The 17,739-nt window shown below is 62.9% G+C and carries 14 protein-coding genes; 5 read left to right on the plus strand and 9 right to left on the minus strand.

Features of this window, described 5'->3' with window-relative positions:
- Nucleotide 1: 1 nt before the first annotated feature.
- Both KHO33_RS24050 and KHO33_RS24055 read right to left on the minus strand, forming a co-directional pair.
- Entirely contained in the window at nucleotides 2-1,363 is a 1,362-nt protein-coding gene (locus KHO33_RS24050; RefSeq protein WP_200563867.1) for a peptidylprolyl isomerase, read from the minus strand.
- Between the two features lie 67 nt (nucleotides 1,364-1,430).
- Entirely contained in the window at nucleotides 1,431-3,788 is a 2,358-nt protein-coding gene (locus KHO33_RS24055; RefSeq protein WP_054037707.1) for an LPS-assembly protein LptD, read from the minus strand.
- 221 nt (nucleotides 3,789-4,009) lie between these two features.
- Between KHO33_RS24055 and KHO33_RS24060 the strand changes: the two genes are divergently transcribed.
- Both KHO33_RS24060 and murU read left to right on the plus strand, forming a co-directional pair.
- Nucleotides 4,010-5,101, plus strand: a complete 1,092-nt coding sequence (locus KHO33_RS24060) for an aminoglycoside phosphotransferase family protein (protein WP_054037705.1) — start codon at nucleotides 4,010-4,012, stop codon at nucleotides 5,099-5,101.
- A 3-nt stretch (nucleotides 5,102-5,104) separates the two neighbouring features.
- Nucleotides 5,105-5,818: an N-acetylmuramate alpha-1-phosphate uridylyltransferase MurU gene (gene murU, locus KHO33_RS24065; RefSeq protein ID WP_054037703.1), complete on the plus strand. Its 714-nt coding sequence runs from the start codon at nucleotides 5,105-5,107 to the stop codon at nucleotides 5,816-5,818.
- 70 nt (nucleotides 5,819-5,888) lie between these two features.
- On the opposite strand, the gene KHO33_RS24070 is transcribed toward murU, so the two are convergent.
- On the minus strand, nucleotides 5,889-7,778 hold the full coding sequence (locus tag KHO33_RS24070) for an ABCB family ABC transporter ATP-binding protein/permease (RefSeq protein ID WP_200563869.1): 1,890 nt from the start codon (nucleotides 7,776-7,778) through the stop codon (nucleotides 5,889-5,891).
- 171 nt (nucleotides 7,779-7,949) lie between these two features.
- Here KHO33_RS24070 and KHO33_RS24075 point away from each other — a divergent pair, with 171 nt between their 5' ends.
- Complete coding sequence (locus KHO33_RS24075) at nucleotides 7,950-8,345, plus strand: acyl-CoA thioesterase (protein ID WP_054037701.1); 396 nt, start codon at nucleotides 7,950-7,952, stop codon at nucleotides 8,343-8,345.
- Between the two features lie 137 nt (nucleotides 8,346-8,482).
- Here the strand turns inward: KHO33_RS24075 and KHO33_RS24080 are convergent, their stop codons facing one another.
- Nucleotides 8,483-8,809, minus strand: coding sequence for a hypothetical protein (locus tag KHO33_RS24080; RefSeq protein ID WP_054037699.1), 327 nt, complete (start codon nucleotides 8,807-8,809; stop codon nucleotides 8,483-8,485).
- Between the two features lie 215 nt (nucleotides 8,810-9,024).
- On the minus strand, nucleotides 9,025-9,930 hold the full coding sequence (locus tag KHO33_RS24085) for a LysR substrate-binding domain-containing protein (protein ID WP_054037696.1): 906 nt from the start codon (nucleotides 9,928-9,930) through the stop codon (nucleotides 9,025-9,027).
- Between the two features lie 160 nt (nucleotides 9,931-10,090).
- Between KHO33_RS24085 and KHO33_RS24090 the strand changes: the two genes are divergently transcribed.
- Nucleotides 10,091-10,705, plus strand: coding sequence for a glutathione S-transferase family protein (locus KHO33_RS24090; RefSeq protein ID WP_200563871.1), 615 nt, complete (start codon nucleotides 10,091-10,093; stop codon nucleotides 10,703-10,705).
- A gap of 30 nt (nucleotides 10,706-10,735) precedes the next feature.
- On the opposite strand, the gene KHO33_RS24095 is transcribed toward KHO33_RS24090, so the two are convergent.
- Together KHO33_RS24095 and KHO33_RS24100 are read right to left on the minus strand one after the other, a co-directional pair.
- Nucleotides 10,736-13,846, minus strand: a complete 3,111-nt coding sequence (locus KHO33_RS24095) for a sensor domain-containing protein (RefSeq protein WP_200563873.1) — start codon at nucleotides 13,844-13,846, stop codon at nucleotides 10,736-10,738.
- A gap of 236 nt (nucleotides 13,847-14,082) precedes the next feature.
- Complete coding sequence (locus KHO33_RS24100; protein WP_054037692.1) at nucleotides 14,083-14,559, minus strand: nitrate reductase associated protein; 477 nt, start codon at nucleotides 14,557-14,559, stop codon at nucleotides 14,083-14,085.
- A gap of 158 nt (nucleotides 14,560-14,717) precedes the next feature.
- Here KHO33_RS24100 and fdhD point away from each other — a divergent pair, with 158 nt between their 5' ends.
- A complete protein-coding gene (gene fdhD, locus KHO33_RS24105; RefSeq protein ID WP_200563875.1) occupies nucleotides 14,718-15,557 on the plus strand; it encodes a formate dehydrogenase accessory sulfurtransferase FdhD in 840 nt (279 codons plus the stop codon).
- Nucleotides 15,558-15,615: 58 nt separating this feature from the next.
- Here fdhD and KHO33_RS24110 read toward each other — a convergent pair whose 3' ends face one another.
- Together KHO33_RS24110 and KHO33_RS24115 are read right to left on the minus strand one after the other, a co-directional pair.
- Nucleotides 15,616-16,386, minus strand: a complete 771-nt coding sequence (locus tag KHO33_RS24110) for an enoyl-CoA hydratase (protein ID WP_200563877.1) — start codon at nucleotides 16,384-16,386, stop codon at nucleotides 15,616-15,618.
- A 148-nt stretch (nucleotides 16,387-16,534) separates the two neighbouring features.
- Nucleotides 16,535-17,734 carry an acetyl-CoA C-acyltransferase gene (locus tag KHO33_RS24115; protein WP_093646490.1) on the minus strand — a complete coding sequence of 400 codons (1,200 nt, stop codon included), beginning with the start codon at nucleotides 17,732-17,734 and terminating at the stop codon, nucleotides 16,535-16,537.
- Nucleotides 17,735-17,739: the final 5 nt, after the last annotated feature.

Below are 17,739 nucleotides of genomic sequence, written 5' to 3' on the forward strand. Positions count from 1 at the left end.
TTTATTGCGCGCTTGTCAGCTGCGGCTTCACTTCCACATAGGCGGTGTCGCGCAGTTCGCGCAACCAGTCGGCGTAGGCCTGTTCCGCCTTGCGCTGGCCGATTGCCTGACGCGCCAGATCCATCTGCTGCGAAACCGAGCCTTCCGATTCGCGGCGGCCTATCACCTGAATCAGGTGGTAGCCGTATTCGCTGCGCACCGGGTCGCTGATCTGACCGTCCTGCAGGTTGTTCATGGCGCGCTCGAATTCCGGCACCGTCTCGCCCGGGCTGATCCAGCCGAGGTCGCCGCCTTGCGACGACGAACCGTCTTGCGAGTAGGTGTGGGCGAACTTTGCGAAGTCGCCGCCTGCGGCGATCTGATTCTTGATTTCGAGCAGCTTCTGACGCGCTTGCGGCTCGGACATGCCGTCGCCGACGCGCAGCAGAATGTGGCGAACGTGCGTCTGTACGAGCTTCGGTGCATCGGAGCTGGCACCCTGGCCCGCGCGACGATCAACGAGGCGCACGATTTCGAAGCCGTCGTTGGTGCGGATCAGATCCGGGCTGACCTCACCCGGGCGCAGCGCCGAGGCGGCCTTGACGAACTCAGGCGGCAGCTTGGACGGCGTCACGAAACCCGTATCGCCGCCTTTCGAGGCATCCGGGGCTTGCGAATTCGACTTCGCCAGCTTTTCGAAGTTGGCGCCGCCCTTGGCTTCGGTCAGCAGCGCCTGGGCCTTTTGCTGCGCGGCTTCGATGTCGGTTTCCGAAGCGTTCAGCGGCGCCTTCAGGAAGATGTGCTGAAGGTGCAGATCGCTCGTCAGACCGGAGTTCGGTCCGCGCTGGCTGGCGATGTAGTTCGCGACCTCGGCGTCCGACACCGTGACCTTGCTGTCCACTTCCTTCTCACGCAGACGCGAGAGCGTGAGCTCGGTGCGCGCGTCGTTCGTGAAGGTGGTCCAGGGCACGCCTTGCGCTTCGATACGCGCACGGTACATGTCGAGTGTCAGGTTGTTCGCCTGCGCGAGCCGCTCGAGCGTTTTTTGCACAGCGGCGTCGTCGATGTTGATGCCGTCTTCTTTCGCCTTCTGCAACTGGATGCGTTCCAGCACCATCTGGTTGAGCACCTGCTGGCGCAACTGGTCCATCGGCGGGACCGGCGCGTTCTGCTGGTTCAGCCGGCGGGTGATCAGGCCGATGCGGTCGTCGAGCTCGCGCCGCGTGATGACACCGTTGTTGACCACTGCGGCAATGGTGTCGACCGTCTGGCCTCTATTGCTGGACAGCGCCTGCGCCTGAACGGGCGCTACCGACAGGAAAGACGCCGCGGCGACGAGACCGGCCGCAAGCGTTGCCAAGCGAAGCTTTTTCATGATTGCCACAGATACTCCAATGATGTCGGGCGCGCCTGGCCCGTCTTTTCGCATGCTATAAATGATCGCGCGAGCGTCATTCGTAATTGGTGAAACGCGCTTCCGGCGGCGGCGGCGGCGGCAACGGCGTATAGCCCGCCACACTCGAGCGGAATGCGGAAATCAGCCCATTGTCGACGCTCGACAAGCCCTTGAACGTCAACTGCGCGAGAAACCGCGTGCTCGACTGCTGCTGCGACGATGTATTCAGACCGTTCGCATAGCGCTGGATCCCGGCGCCGAGCGTCCAGCAGTCAGCGTCGTATTGCAGGCCGACCAGACCGTCGACGATCCGGTGCCCGCCCAGGTCGTAATTGAAACGGCCTACCCCGTACACACGGTGCGTCAACGGCCACTGCCCCGAAATCAGCACCTGGTTGATCGGCTGGTTATCCAGCGTGGTGTTCGCGCGGGTGTAGCGATACGCGACATTGATCACCTTACCGCTGGCCGGACTGAACCCGAAGCCGACGCTCGTCTTCGTCAATTGGTTGTTGTCGGCATTATATTGGAACGCCGTTTCCGAAGCGAAACCGGCGCCGAGCTTGAGCGACGCACCCGCGATCAGGTCCGAATGCGTGGCCTGCGTGCTGGTCTGCGTAGGCAGCAGCGTGACGCGCTGATCGTGGAAGTAATACTGCTGCGCGATCACGAAGCGTGCGCGTTCGTCGCCCGTGGCCGGGTTGATGAAGCGCGTGGTAATCGCCGCGGTCAGACGGTTCGCGTCGGCGATCCGGTCGTTACCGACGAACGTGTTCGGCGTGAAGATTTCAGCCAGCCCGAAGTCGGAGTCGGCCGTATCGAACAGCGGCGCGTTTTCCTGGTTGCGGTACGGCGTGTAGACGTAGTAGAGCCGCGGCTCCAGCGTCTGGATGTAATCCTCGCCGAAGATCCGCACCGAACGGTCGAAAATCAGCCCGGTGTCGAAGGTCAGCGTCGGGATCGACTCGGTGAAATTCTTCGGCGTACCGGCTGTAGCGATATTGTTCAGGTTGTACGACGCAAAGTGCCACTGCACCTTCGGCGTAACGAAGTAACCCGGCCCGACCACCGAATACGACAGGTACGGGTTGAACATCACCCGCTGACCCTGGGTCGTGTCCGCCGTGGTGATGCGGAAATTCGTGTAGTCGGCTTCCGCGCCGTAGTCGAAACCGCCGACGTTGTACTTCGCGTACTTCACGTTCAACTGCGGCTCGCGGCCGTACGGCGCAATCGAAGGCGTCAGCGTCTGCCAGTGCTGTTCACGGGCCAGCACGGACCACGGGCCGTTGTTGTAGGTCAACCCGGCTTCCTGTTGATACAGGAGCTGGGTGCCGTTCTGGAACTGACTGACCGACGACGACAGGTCTTCCGGATACGTGTTGTCCGAGACCTTGTTGTAGTAGATGTAACCGCCGAACCCGTCGCCGAAGTTCTGGTTGTGCTGGATGTACAGCGCGTAGCGGTTGGTCTTCGTCAGGCGGTCGTCCGGCAGGTATTCACCGGTGATCGAGCCCGAATAGTTGGGCGACAGATAACGGAAGGTCGACTGCAACTGCACGCCGCGCTTCGAGATCAGCCGCGGCGTCACGGTCAGGTCGCGATTCGGCGCGATGTTGAAGTAGTACGGCACCGACAGTTCGAAGCCGTTCGACGAACTGAGCGAGAACGTGGGCGGCAGAATGCCGCTGCGCCGCTCGCCCGATAGCGGGAACGACAGCCACGGCGAAGCGAATACCGGCACGCCCTGGAAGAACAGCACGCTGTTGTACGCAACGCCTTCGTCCGCGCCGGTGTCGAAATCGAACTCGCTGCCCTTGATATACCAGCCCGGACTGTCCGTGCACGAGCAAGCCGTGTATGTGCCCTTCGTGAACACCGAGCGCTCGCTGTCGAGCATGTCGACGCGCTCCGCGCTGCCCGAGCCGCCGGTCACGTTGAAGTGATACTTCGGCGCGGACATGAAGCCTTCACTCGAGTCCACCCGCATATGCGCTTCCGGGCCGGCGAACGTGGCGCCGTTGTTGTTCAGGAAAACCTGGCCGTATGCGTCGGCCATGTCCGTGTCCTGATCGTAGTGCAGCGCGTCGGCCTTGATCACGAAGGTATTGCGCCGCACCTCGGCCGCGCCTTTCGCGGCCATGTCCTGGTCGGTGGTGCCGCTCGTCGTGTCGCCGAGCACGAAGGTCGCCGCCTTCTGGCCTGCCTGCAATGGATGTTCTTCGAGCTGCGGGGCGAGCTGCATGCCCCATGGCGCGTCGATAGGCTGCGGCTGCGCGGCTTCCCCCACCAACTGGGCGTGCGCAAGCGCGGGCATCAGGCCCGGAACGGCGATCAACGCCGCGACGAGCCGCCTTTTGCGCGGCACTACAGCACAAGAGGGAGTCGTTTGGGAAAGCTGTCTAGGCGGCATGTATCGTTTGGCGAATCGGCCCGTCCGTCAGCTTTTGTAGTCACGATCCACCGCCTGCACATCCCGACCGTGACAGTCGGCTGCACATCAATATTTACAATCTGTCGAACAATGAGGCGGGCGGTAGAGCGGACACGCGAAAGCTGGCGTGAGTCGCGTCAAAAAAGTCGTGGGGTATTATATGGCAAGACGTTGCCCCTCTGAATTTGCTGCCGGTTTTCATGACGCTCCCCCCTGCCAAAAACGCTACCCAAGATTCCTCCGACAGCCGCCTCGAACTGCTCAAGGTCTGGCTGAACGCCCACGCAGCGCGCTATGCGCTTGATCTCGGCACGCTTCTCCCGGCTTCGTCCGACGCCAGTTTCCGGCGCTATTTCCGGCTCGCCGGTAAGGTGGCGGAAGGTGAAAGCGTCGGCACCCTGATCGCCGTCGATGCCCCGCCGCCCGAAAAGTGCCGCGAATTTGTGCAAATCGCACATTTGCTCGAGGCCGCCAACGTGCATGTGCCGCGCGTGCTGGAGGTCGATTTCGACGCTGGCTTCATGCTCGTCACCGATCTGGGCACCGATTCATACCTCGGCGCGCTCACTGAGGCGCAAAACGGCGAAGACCCGCGTCGCGCCCGCTCGCTGATGCACGACGCGCTCGATGCGCTGATCCGCTGGCAGCTCACCTCGCGCGAAGGCGTGCTGCCGCCGTTCGACGAAGCCTTCCTGCGCCGCGAGATGGAGTTGCTGCCCGAGTGGTTCATCGGCCGCCATCTGGGCCGCGAGGTCGACGACAAGACCCGGGCGCTGCTCGATCGCACCTTTGCGCTGCTGATCGCGAGCGCCCGGGCGCAACCGCAGGTGTTCATGCTGCGCGATTTCATGCCGCGCAATCTGATGGTCGCGGCCTTGCCGAACCCGGTGAATCCCGGCGTGCTGGACTTCCAGGACGCGGTATACGGCCCGATCACTTACGACGTCGCCTCGCTGCTGCGCGATGCATTCCTCAGCTGGGACGAAGAGTTCGAGCTGGATTGCTTCGTGTACTACTGGGAGCGCGCGAAAAAAGCTGGCCTGCCGGTCGATCCGGATTTCGGCGAGTTCTACCGCCAGCTCGAATGGATGGGTCTGCAACGGCATATCAAGGTGCTGGGGCTGTTCTGCCGGATCAACTACCGCGACAGCAAACCGCATTACATGAAGGATCTGCCGCGCTTCATCGGCTATGCCCGCAAGGTCGCGGAACGCTATGCACCGCTGCGTCCGTTCGCGAAGCTGCTCGACGAACTCGAAGGCCGTGCGAATGAAGTCGGCTACACGTTCTGACCGATGACGATGTCTCTGAAGAAAGCGATGATCTTCGCCGCCGGGCGCGGCGAGCGCATGCGTCCGTTGACCGACACGTGCCCGAAGCCTTTGCTCGAAGTGGGCGGCAAGCCATTGATCGTGTGGCAGATCGAACGCCTCGCGCGTGCCGGTTTTCAAACCATTGTGATCAACCACGCGTGGCTCGGCGAGCAGATCGAAGCCGCGCTCGGCGACGGTTCGCGCTGGGGCGTGCAGTTGCGCTATTCCGCCGAGCATGAGGCATTGGAAACTGCCGGCGGGATCGTGCAGGCGTTGCCGCTGCTCGAAGACGCGGGAGCTAGCGAAGTATTCGTCGCGGTAAGCGGTGACGTGTACGCGGATTTCGATTACGCCGCGCTGGATGCTCGCGCCGAGATGCTTGCGACATTGCGCGAACCCGGCATGCATCTGGTGATGGTGCCGAACCCACCGTTTCATCCGAACGGCGACTTTGGCTTGGTCGGCGGAACGCTGTCGCTCGAGGCGCAACCGCGCTTCACGTTCGGCAATATCGGTCTGTACGACACGCGTATGTTTCGCGATCTGCCGCGCGGCACGCGGCGGGCGCTCACGCCTTACTATCGCGCGACGATTGCAAGCGGTCTCGCGAGCGGCGAGTTGTATGAAGGATTGTGGGAGAACGTCGGTACGCCGGCGCAACTACAGGATTTGGATCAGCGTGTGAGCGCGCGCTGAGTACGGCAGGGTGTTGAGCGGCGCCGAGCGGTATCGTGCGATAGCGCGCCGCCCAACGCCGCTGCAAAACTCACCGGCCGCCATCCCCCGCACCCACCGTTTCAGCCGACTCCGGCGCCTGTGCGGCACGTTGCTGCTGCAAGGCCCACATCTGCGCGAACAAGCCGTTCGCTTGCAGCAACTCGGCGTACGTCCCACGTTCGACGATCCGCCCTTTGTCCATCACGATGATCTGCTGCGCGTGCACGACCGTCGAAAGCCGGTGCGCGATGATTAGCGTCGTACGCTCGCGGGCGATCTGATCGAGCTCGTACTGGATCGCGCGCTCCGAACGCGAATCGAGCGCCGACGTCGCCTCGTCGAACAGCAGGATCGGTGGATTCTTGAGGATGGTCCGCGCAATCGCCACGCGCTGCTTTTCTCCACCGGACAACTTCAGGCCACGCTCGCCGACCGGCGTCTCGTACCCCTTCGGCAGCCCTTCGATAAAGTCGTGAATATGCGCCGCGCGCGCCGCCGCGATCACTTCCTCGCGCGTGGCCGACGGGCGGCCGTAAGCAATGTTGTAGTAGATCGAATCGTTGAACAGCACCGTATCCTGCGGCACGATGCCGATCGAAGCACGCAGCGAATCCTGCGTGACGTCACGAATATCCTGACCGTCGATGGTGATCGCGCCGCCTGTTGCGCGGTCCAGATCGTAGAAGCGGAACATCAGCCGCGCGAGTGTCGATTTGCCCGAACCGCTATGGCCGACCACCGCCGTGGTGGCGCCGGCCGGAATCGTGAAGCTGACGTCGTGCAGAATCTGCCGCGCCGGCTCATACGAGAAGTTCACATGCTCGAAGAGCACCTGCGCACCGCTCACCCGCAACTCGGGCGCGTCTGGCACATCGGGCACTTCCTGGGCCGCGCCAAGCAACGTGAACATGCGGTCCATGTCGGTGAGGCTTTGCTTCAGCTCCCGATACACGACGCCGAGAAAATTCAGCGGAATATAGAGCTGCAACATGAAGGTGTTGATCAGCACCAGATCGCCGAGCGTGAGGCGTCCGGCCATCACGCCTTCGGTCGCGCGCCACAGAATGAACACGAGCCCCGTGCCGATGATCGCCTGCTGCCCGAAGTTCAGCGCCGACAAGGAGCGCTGCGATTTGATCGCGGCCGTGCGATAGCGTTTGAGGTTTTCGTCGTAACGGTGCGCTTCCCACTCTTCATTGCCGAAGTACTTCACTGTCTCGTAGTTGAGCAGCGAATCGATCGCGCGCGAATTCGCCTTTGAATCGAGGTCGTTCATCGTGCGGCGAAAATGCGTGCGCCACTCGGTAACTTTCACGGTGAACGTGATGTACACAGCGAGCGCAATGAACGTGACGATCGCGTAATACGCCTCGTATTTGACGACGAAAAAACCCAGCACGAGGCCGACTTCGACCAGGGTCGGCAAGATGCTGTACAGCGAATACGAAATCAGTTGCGTGATGCCGCGTGTGCCGCGTTCGATATCGCGCGACATGCCGCCCGTCTGCCGATCGAGGTGGAACCGCAACGACAGTGCATGCAGATGGCGGAACACTTTCAGCGCGAGTTGCCGCACCGCGCTTTCGGTCACCTTCGAAAACAGGATTTCACGCAGTTCGGTGAAGAGCGATGTGGACAAGCGCACCACCGCATAGGCGACCACCAGCAAACCGACGCCGCCCAGCAGCACGATGGCGGGCGAATCGTGTGCGCGGCCGAGCGCGGTGAGATGCTGCACCGACGCGAGGCTGTCGACGATCCGTTTCATCACGATCGGCACGCCCAAATTGGCGACCTTCGCGCCGATCAGGCAGCTCAGCGCGAAGCCGACGCGCCACTTATAGGTGGCGAGGTAGGGCAGCAGCGACAGGATCGTTTGCCAGTCGTTGCGCGGCTGGGTCGAGATCGGGGAAGGTTCGGACGAGGGCGTACGGCGCATGGGATCGGCTGGGGAGAGTGTGAAAGCGACGGAGTTCGCAGCGGCGCGCCGACCGGCAGCGTGCCAGGCTGGCATCCTGCTTTTTGTCGCGCGACCCGGCTGGGCGCTTTCCCGTACAATTCCTGATCTTTCTATTGTCGCAGAAGCTGGCTGGCGCCGCTTTTCATCCCCATGACCGATCTCCTTCAACTTCCGCAAAAGCCTTGCGCGCTGCGCGTCATGCCGCAACCGTCGGACGCGAATGTCCACGGCGACGTGTTCGGCGGCTGGATCATGGCGCAAGTGGACATCGCCGGTTCGATTCCGGCAAGCCGCCGCGCCAACGGGCGGGTGGCGACCATCGCGGTCAATTCGTTCGTCTTCAAGCAGCCGGTGTTCGTCGGCGATCTACTGAGCTTCTACGCGGATATCGTGAAGACAGGCACCACGTCGGTGACGGTGGCGGTCGAGGTTTACGCGCAGCGCATGAGCCTGACCGAAGACCTCGTGAAGGTCACCGAGGCAACCCTGACCTACGTCGCAACAGACAGCGACCGGCGCCCGCGTGCTTTGCCGGTGCTGGATTGAGCGGCGGACTTTGAACGAAAAACGAGGCGCCTAGGCGCCTCGTTTGGTTTCATACGTCGTACTTTGCGGGCTGCGTTTGCCAGGATCCCCAGCAAAAGCACGTCCGGGCCGGCAACCTCCATCCGGCCCGCAGCCGCTTACTGGCTCGCCGCCGCGGCCGCTGCTGCCTTCTTCTGCGCGTTCTGGAGATCCGTCGGGTAGTTCGGATCGTTGCGCGCCGGGTTGTACCCGTTGCTTTCCAGTTGCTTCAACTCGGCGTTCTTCTTCGCCCGCGCCTGCTTGCGGGCAGCCTTACGTTGCGCCTTGGCGGCTGCCTTGGATGCGGCGGCCGGCGTGGCGGCCGTGGCCTGATCGGCCGCCGGAGCACTACCAGCGCTTTGCGCTAGCGCCGGTGCAACTGAAGCCACGCTAAATACAACCGATGCGAACAGCACAGCCCATTTCTTTGCAGGTGAAGACGTCATTTCTCTCTCCAGTCGGATTGGCAAATATTCGACGGCGAAACGCCCGTGACCAAGTGCGAGCAGCGAAAAGCGGGCGCAACGCCACGTGAATCGATGCTTCGTGGTTCCCAGCGAAGTCAGAGATGGGAATCCCGAATATATACGACTGACCGTCGCCCGCAAACCGGTAATCCCCCCGTAAGCGAAAGTCTGCGCGCGCCAATCGACCTGGAATCTCAACCGCCGCTACGCAAATAGACGTCGACCTGCGCTTCGATCCACTGCGCAAAATGCGCCTGTTTCGCGTTCAGAATCTCGCGTTGCTGCCACACCAGCCAATACGGGTATCGGTACGGCACGCGGATATCGGTGATCTGCACCAGATCGCCGCGCGCCAGCGCATGCGCGACCAGGCTGCGCCGTTCGAGCGCGATGCCCTGCCCCAGCAAGACCGCGCCCAGCACGATGTTCGAATCGTTTGCGGACAGCACGACCGCCTCGGCGGCCGGCTCCGCCACCCGCGCCTCCTGGCACCATTCGGCCCACGGCGTGTTGGGGCTGGAGATCAACGGACACGCGATCACGTCCTCGGCGGTGACGGGAAGGCGGCCCCCCGGCGCGAGCGTGAAGTGTGGCGCCGCGACTGCCAGTACTTCGTCGTCGAACAGTTTCTGCTGCGCGACATCGGGCCAATGCCCTTGCCCCATGCGAATGCCGATGTCGCTCACACCCTGGCGCAAATCCTCGACCTGCAGACTCGTCAGCAGACGGACCCGGTAGTACGGGTGCATCTCGCGGAAACTCGCGAGACGTGGCACGAGCCAATGCTGCGCAAACGACGGCACGGTCGCGATGACCAGCTCGCTTTCGTGTGGGCGAGCCTGAGCTCGGCGCGTCGCCCGCGTAATGTCGCGCAGCGCCGACCGTATTTCTAGCGCGTAGAGACGGCCTTCCTCGGTGGGCCGCAGGCCGCGCGCTTCGCGCACGAACAGCGCGACGCCCATCGAATCTTCCAGCACCTTGATCTGCTGGCTCACCGCGGAGTGCGTGACATGTAATTCGCGCGCGGCCTGGGTCACACCGCCCAGGCGGGCGACGGCTTCGAAGCAGCGCAGAGCAGTGAGGGGTGGGATCGGCTTCATGTAAGAAATTCTGACGTAAACCGTCGATTAATGTCGCTTTTTTTGACTCGCCGAGCGCTTTAATCTATTGGTCTGATGCATCACAAGCACCGCCTGGCAAGCGAACAGCCGCCACTTCGCCCGCTCAGGCTAGCCTTATAGATCTTCTAACGGAAATGAGATGAAACTGATCGGAATGCTGGATTCGCCCTACGTGCGCCGCGTCGCTATCTGCATGAAGTTGCTGAAGCTCGACTTCGAGCACCAGTCGATTTCCGTGTTCAGCACGTATGAAGCGTTCGCGAAGATCAACCCGGTGGTGAAAGCGCCGACGCTGATCCTCGACAACGGCCAGAGCGTGATGGACTCGACGGTGATCCTGCAGTATCTCGCCACGCTCGCCGCGCCGGATCAGCGGATCTTCCCGTCACGGCCGGAGCACTGCCTGCGCGCCGCGCGCCTTACCGGTCTTGCGCTGGCTGCTAGTGAAAAGACTGTGCAGATCGTCTACGAACGCAATCTGCGTCCCGCGGACAAACAGCACGAGCCGTGGGTCGATCGCGTGACCGAGCAATTGCACGCCGCATATCGCGAACTCGAAGAGGAACTCGCGTCGGCCCCGTTGCCGGTCGAACCGAACCATTTTGGTGCGGCGGACGTTGCGGTGGCCGTCGCGTGGAATTTCACGCAAATGTACATTTCGGAGATCGTCACCAAGGCGGCGTATCCCCGCTTGCAGGCATTTTCCGAGGTAGCCGAACAACTGCCCGTGTTCCTCGATACGCCGGCCGCCTGAGGCACGCGCGGCGGGGAGCGGGACGCCGATCTACACTGTCTCCGCTTCCCGCCCCACTCCCCCTTGAAACAAGGCTGAAATCGCGTCCGTCGACAGCGGCTTCGCGAAGTAGAAGCCCTGCATCTCGTCGCACGCACGCTCCTTCAGAAAGTCGAGTTGCGCGGACGTCTCCACGCCTTCAGCGATCACCTGCAATTTCAGCGAATGCGCGAGCGCGATGATCGCGGAGGTAATCGTTTCATCGTCGCCCGACACGCCGATATCCGCCACGAACGAGCGGTCGATCTTCAGGCGGTCCACCGGGAAGCGCTTCAGATAGCTGAGACTCGAATAGCCGGTGCCGAAGTCGTCGATGGCAAGGCCAATGCCGAGCGCGTGCAGCTCGTTGAGCATCAAGACCGCCTCCTCGGCATTGCGCATGATGGTGCTTTCGGTGAGCTCGAGTTCGAGATACTGCGGTTCGAGCCCCGTCTCGGCGAGCACCTGCATGACGAGCTTCGCGATATCGCGCTGCTGAAAAACGCGCGCCGACAGATTCACCGACACCCGCGCCGGCGGCAATCCTTCGTCCTGCCAGGCCTTGTTCTGGCGGCACGCCTCACGCAAGACCCATTCCGACAGCGGCCCGATCAAGCCGCTCTCTTCGGCCACCGGAATGAACAGCGACGGCAGCACCAAGCCGACTTCCGGATCACGCCAGCGCACCAGCGCCTCGGTGCCGACGATCTGCCCGCTCACGATATCCACCTGCGGCTGGTAGTGCAGCAGGAATTCGTTGTCACGCAAGGCCCGGCGCAAACGCCGTTCGAGATTCATGCGCGCACCCGCGCTCGCATTCATCTCCGGCTGGTAGAACTGGAACGTATTGCGGCCCATGTCCTTCGCGCGATACATCGCGAGGTCGGCCTTTTTCATCAGCGTTTCCGCGTCTTCGCCGTCCTGCGGGAAAAGACTCGCACCCATGCTGCAGCCGACATACAACTCGGTGCCGTCAAGCCAGACCGGCTCGGAAATTGACGCGCGCACCCGCTCCATCCACGCGATCAGCGACTGCTCGTCGACGGTATCGGTCATCACGATCACGAACTCGTCGCCGCCATGCCGCGCCACCGTGTCGCTGGTCCGCGTACAACGGGCGAGCCGTTCGGCCACCACGCTCAGCAAGCGGTCGCCGACGCTATGGCCGAGGCTGTCGTTGACGTTCTTGAAGCCGTCCAGATCGATGAACACGACCGCGACGCCCTTGTGATGCCGCTGCGCGACGATCAACGCATGCTGCAGGCGATCGCGCAGCAGGTTGCGGTTCGGCAGGCGCGTGAGACTGTCGTAGTTGGCCTGATATTCGAGCTGTTCCTGATAGCGGATCAGATCCGTCACATCATTGATCACGCCGATGTGGTGCGTGATCACGCCCTCCGCGTTCGGCACGGGCGCAATGAACAGCTGATTCCAGAACAGCGCGCCGTCCTTGCGATAGTTGCGCACCACGGCGCTCACTTCGCGGTTCGCGGCGAGCGCCTCGCGGATCAACGCGACGCCTTCCTGGTCGCGGTCGTCGCGCTGCAGCACACGGCAATCGTGACCGATCACTTCGGCGGGATCGTAGCCGGTGATCCGCATGAACGCGGGGTTCACGTATTCGATCAGATTGCCCGTCGGCGACGGCGCGGTAATCAGAATCGCGTTAACGCTCGCATCGAGCGCGCGGCTTTGCAGACGCAAAGCCAGATCGGCGCGCTTGCGCTCGGTGATGTCCGTGTACGAACCGAGCACGCCGATCACGCGGCCGTCGCCGTCGGTGAACGGCAGCTTGCTCGTGACCGTGGTGCGGTGCACGCCGTCGATCACCAGGTCGACCTCGAAACTCATCTTCGGCACGCCGGTGGTCACCACCTCCTTGTCGTGCTCGTTCAGCAGGTCGGCGAAGGCGCGCCACGGCATGTCGCTATCGCTCTTACCCACCACCTGCTCGGGGTAAGAAAGCCCCGCATCGCGCGCGAACGCCATATTGCAACCGAGATAGCGCGACTCGTGATCCTTCCAGAAAATGCGCTGCGGGATGTTGTCCATCACCGTTTCGAGCATCTGGTTCGAACGCTGCGCTTCGGCTTCGGTATTGATCTGTTCGGTGACGTCGTCGGCCAGCACGAAGAAAGCGGCGCGGCCCATGAAGTTGAGTGCGTGATACGAAATGTCGGCGCTTATCGTCGAACCGTCCTTGCGCCGGTGATGCCAGACACCCGCCATCGTGCGGCCGTGTTGCGCGGCGTCGCTGCGCTGCATGTGCGATTCGAGGCGCGAGATTTCGCCATTCGGCCGGATCGCGCGAATCGTCATGCCGAGAAATTCGCTTTCCGAGTAACCGTATTGCTGAATCGCTGCCGCGTTGACGGCGAGAAAGCGCAGGGTCTCGCGATCGAAAATGTACATCGGCACCGGATGGTCATCGAACAGGCCGCGGAAGCGCTCGTCGTTGCGGCCGAGCGCGCGCACCGTGCGCAGTTTCTCGCGCGCGCTGCTTTCGCGGGCGCCGAACGTGAAGATCAGAAGCGCACTGCCGGCCAGCATCGTCACGATCAGCAAAAACATGGCGCGCTGGGTTTCGTTCGCGGAACTCGCGAGCGACGCCTGCAACGCCTCGTTCTCCTGCTTGCGCAACGCCGCCAGACCGTCTTCCACGCGGCCGAGACCCAGCCCGAGATGCGTATAGGTCGAGGCCGCCCACGCGCGCGACTCATCCGGCGTGGCGTTGGCGCTTTTCAGGAGCGCATCGTCGATATCGTGTTGCAGCGCGCGGCTGTCCACGCTCAGCCTTGCGAGCGTGTTGAGCATGGCCGGTTCGCCGGCTAGCTCGTTGCGCAACTCGCGCTCCAGCGCTGCCAGCGAGGCGGCCATGGCGGCGGCCTCGTTGACAGGCGCCGCCTCACCCGAAGCTTCGAAACGGCCGAGCGCGGCCAGGCCGCCGTCGAGCGCCGTATGGTAAGCGTCGAGGTTCTCTCGCACGTTCGTCGAACGCAGCATGCGCGCGTCGGCGTCGCGCTGGCCGCAAATCTGCGTATAGGCGACGAACGCGTTCGCGCCGACCGCCGCGGCGACGACCGCCAGATTGATCAGCAGCCGCTTCGATAAAAAAGGAGTCATGGGTTCCGAACGTCAATCGTTCTGAGGGCGGGAGCGCGGGGTCGCTTTCGGTGCGTCGGGTCGCACCGGGTCGAGTCTTTTTACGCGCCAACCCATGGATAACGGCAGGGTTCGGAACAGATTGAGGGGGCGAGGCGAAATATTTCGCGGATTTAGCTGGGGGCGTCTGGCTGGAGGTGCCTGGGCGGCAGCAGCTGGCCGGACGTCCCGGGATAGTCTGTAGTAGTCAGCGGCACCTAGCCGGCCGCACCAAACTCCCTCATCGCGGGGACGAAGTCGTGGTTGCCTTCCGGCTTGCGCGACAATTTGGCAAGCACGTAGCGCTTGAACGGCTCGAGTTCGGCCCACTGCGCGACACGCGGCGTGGGCAGGCCGGCCAGCCCCGCCTGATGCACTACACCGTCCGGCACGGCATCCGTGCGGCGCCAGGCAGGCGCCTCCTCGGGCGTGAACCACTCCGGCTCGACATTCGCGTGCGTGCGCAGCATCTCGAACAGTGCGTGGTCGAAATTCGGCTCGATTTCCGCGTCTTCTTCGACCGGAAATCGCGCCAGCAGCTTGCGGTCTTCGAGCGGCAGCATTTGCCACTGCTCAAGGGTGATGCGCAGCCCGAAACGATCGAGATTGAAGCGCACCGACATCGGGATGTAGGTGAAATTCTCCGAGGACGCGACTTCGAAGTTGAACAGAAGCGGTGCTTCGTTGAGTCCCATGACAGTATTCCTCTTTGGTGGCGGGCAACGCGCAAGCCCAGCTTGAGGTATTTTAGAACCTTATTCGCGCGATAGCGGCGTGGTCTGGCGCTGCTTCGCGCCGCCGGGCAACGCTGCAAGCCACAGAAACGCGCGCAGCATGAAAGGAGTGAAGTCGCTTGAACGAACTGGACACAGACGGGCAAACGGGCGCCGTGGAGCGCCAGGTGCACCGGCATCGCGGCGCAGCGGTCGAAACCGTCACCGATCACGTCGGTCAGGAATGGCCGGTGGCGCTCGTTTTCAATGGCATCTCGCACGCGGTGATGATGTGCACGCCGCGCGATCTGGAAGCGTTCGCGGTCGGTTTTGCGATTTCGGAAGGCATCGTGGAACGCGGCAGCGACATTCAGGACATCGAGGTCGAGCTGCACGACGATGACGAATTGCCGCACGCCGAAGTGCAATTGAAGGTGGTGCAGCAGGCCTTCGTCGCGCTGAAGGAAAAGCGTCGCGCGCTCGCCGGGCGCACCGGCTGCGGCGTATGCGGGATCGAAAGCATCGATCTGCTGGATCTGAAACCGGAACGCGTGCCGGACACCGGCTTTCTGCAACGGCTGGCGCCGGATGCGATCGCGCGTGCCGCGCGCGAGTTGCCTGAACATCAGGCGCTGACGCGTCTGACCGGCGGCCTGCACGCCGCCGCATGGTGCGATGCGGCAGGCGCGATCCGTTACGCGTTCGAAGACGTCGGCCGTCACAACGCGCTCGACAAGCTGATCGGCCAGTTGGTGCTCGACCGCGCGGATACCCGGGAAGGTTTTGTGTTTCTGTCGAGCCGCGCGAGCTACGAGCTGGTGCGCAAGGCGGCGCGCGTCGACGTGCCGATGCTCGCGACGATTTCGGCGCCGTCGTCGCTGGCAATTGCGATTGCCCGCAAAGCGGGCGTACGGCTTGTCAGCTTCTGCCGGGAAACCAGCTACGTCGACTACGACACCTTGCAGCCGACGCAAGCTTGAGCGTTCAAGGCGCCTGAGAATGTTTCAGGCGCCCGAATCTACCCGTTGCGCAGCCGCTTCAGTCGAACTGACGGAAGTCCGGCTTGCGCTTCTCGAAGAACGCCTTGAACGCCTCGCGCGCTTCCGGCGCGATCAGCATCTTGGCGAAGTGCACCGCTTCCTCGCTCATCTGCGTTTGCAGTTCATGCTGGCTGGCGCGCTTCATCAGACTCTTCGTCACCCGCAGCGACGAAGCCGGCAGCGCAGCCAGCTTCGCCGCTTGCGCGGCTGCAAACGCATCGACCTCAGCTGCGGGCAGCACGCGATTCACGAAACCCATACGGTGCGCTTCGGCAGCGTCGAACGCTTCGCCGAGCAGCAACTTTTCCGCGGCGGCCTGATAGCCGGCCACGCGCTGCAACAGCAAACTCGACGCCGCTTCCGGACACAGCCCGAGTTGCGTGAACGGCAGCGAAAAGCTCGCCGTATTGGCCGCGTAGACCAGATCGCAGTGCAGCAGAAGCGTTGTGCCGATGCCGACTGCCGGCCCCGCCACCGAAGCCACCACCGGCTTTTCCGCCGAACTGAGCGCACGCAGGAACTGGAATACCGGTGCGTCTTCGCCGCCCGGCGGCTTCTTCATGAAGTCTTCGAGGTCGTTGCCGGCGCTGAAAATGCCGGCGCTGCCGCGAATCAGAATCGCCCGGATCGATGTATCGCCATGCGCTTCGACCAAGGCGTCGGCCATCGTCTGATACATCGCGGCCGTGATCGCGTTTTTTCTTTCGGGCCGGTTGAAGGCAATCGTCAGCACGCCGTCGGCGCGCTCGACCAGAATATCCATTGTCATCTCCTCGTACTCCTCGCTACTGCTGAATGAAAAAACGGTTCGCAAGCCAGGCGGCCTGCGAACCGTTTACGCGATCCCTAGGGGACCACTGCGGGAGTCCCCGCAGCGATCGCGACAAGGATCACCGCTTGAACCTGAGCGAACATGATTACAGACGTTCGATGATGCCCGCTGCGCCCATGCCGGTGCCGACGCACATCGTCACCATGCCGTACTTGAAGTTGCGGCGGCGCAGGCCATGCACCACCGTCGACGCACGAATCGCGCCGGTCGCACCCAGCGGGTGGCCGAGTGCAATCGCGCCGCCGAGCGGGTTGATCTTCGACGGATCGAGGCCGAGGTCCTGAATCACCGCCAGCGATTGCGCGGCAAACGCTTCATTCAGCTCGATCCAGTCCATGTCTTCGATCTTCAGGCCGGCGGCCTTCAGGGCGGCCGGAATCGCTTCCTTCGGACCGATACCCATGATTTCCGGCGGCACGCCGCGCACGGCGAAGCTGACGAAACGGGCGAGCGGCGTCAGGTTGAACTCCTTCAGCATCTTTTCCGACACGACGATCAGCGCGCCCGCGCCGTCCGACGTCTGCGAGCTGTTGCCCGCCGTCACCGAACCCTTGTTAGCGAACACAGTGCGCAGCTTGGCGAGGCCTTCCATTGACGTGTCGCCACGCGGACCTTCGTCGAGCGCGACTTCACGCGTCTTGATACGCACTTCGCCGGTGGCGAGATCGGGGAAACGTTCGGTGATCGTGTACGCGGCGATTTCGTCGTTGAACTCACCAGCTTGCTGCGCGGCGATGGCGCGGCGATGCGATTCGACCGAGAACGCGTCTTGCGCTTCGCGGCTGATCTTCCAGCGCTCGGCGACCTTCTCCGCGGTCAGGCCCATGCCGTAGGCGATGCCGATGTCTTCGTTACGATCGAAGATATGCGGCGACATCGACGGCTTGTTGCCCATCATCGGCACCATGCTCATCGATTCGCAGCCGCCCGCGATCATCGCGTCCGATTCGCCGACGCGGATACGATCAGCCGCCATAGCCAGCGCAGTGAGGCCCGAAGCGCAGAAGCGGTTCACCGTGACGCCGCCCACCGTATTCGGCAGGCCGGCCAACAGCGCGCCCATGCGTGCGACGTTCAGGCCTTGCTCGGCCTCCGGAATCGCACAGCCGATGATGGCGTCTTCGATCACCTTGGTGTCGAGACCGGGCACTTGCGCCACAGCCGATTTGATCGCGTGCACCAGCAGTTCGTCCGGGCGCGTGTTCTTGAACATCCCGCGCGGCGCCTTGCCGATCGGCGTGCGGCTCGCGGCGACGATGTATGCGTCTTGCAATTGCTTTGCCATTTGAA

The sequence above is a fragment of the Paraburkholderia nemoris genome, from assembly GCF_905221015.1.
In the GTDB taxonomy this organism is placed as follows: Bacteria; Pseudomonadota; Gammaproteobacteria; order Burkholderiales; family Burkholderiaceae; genus Paraburkholderia; species Paraburkholderia nemoris.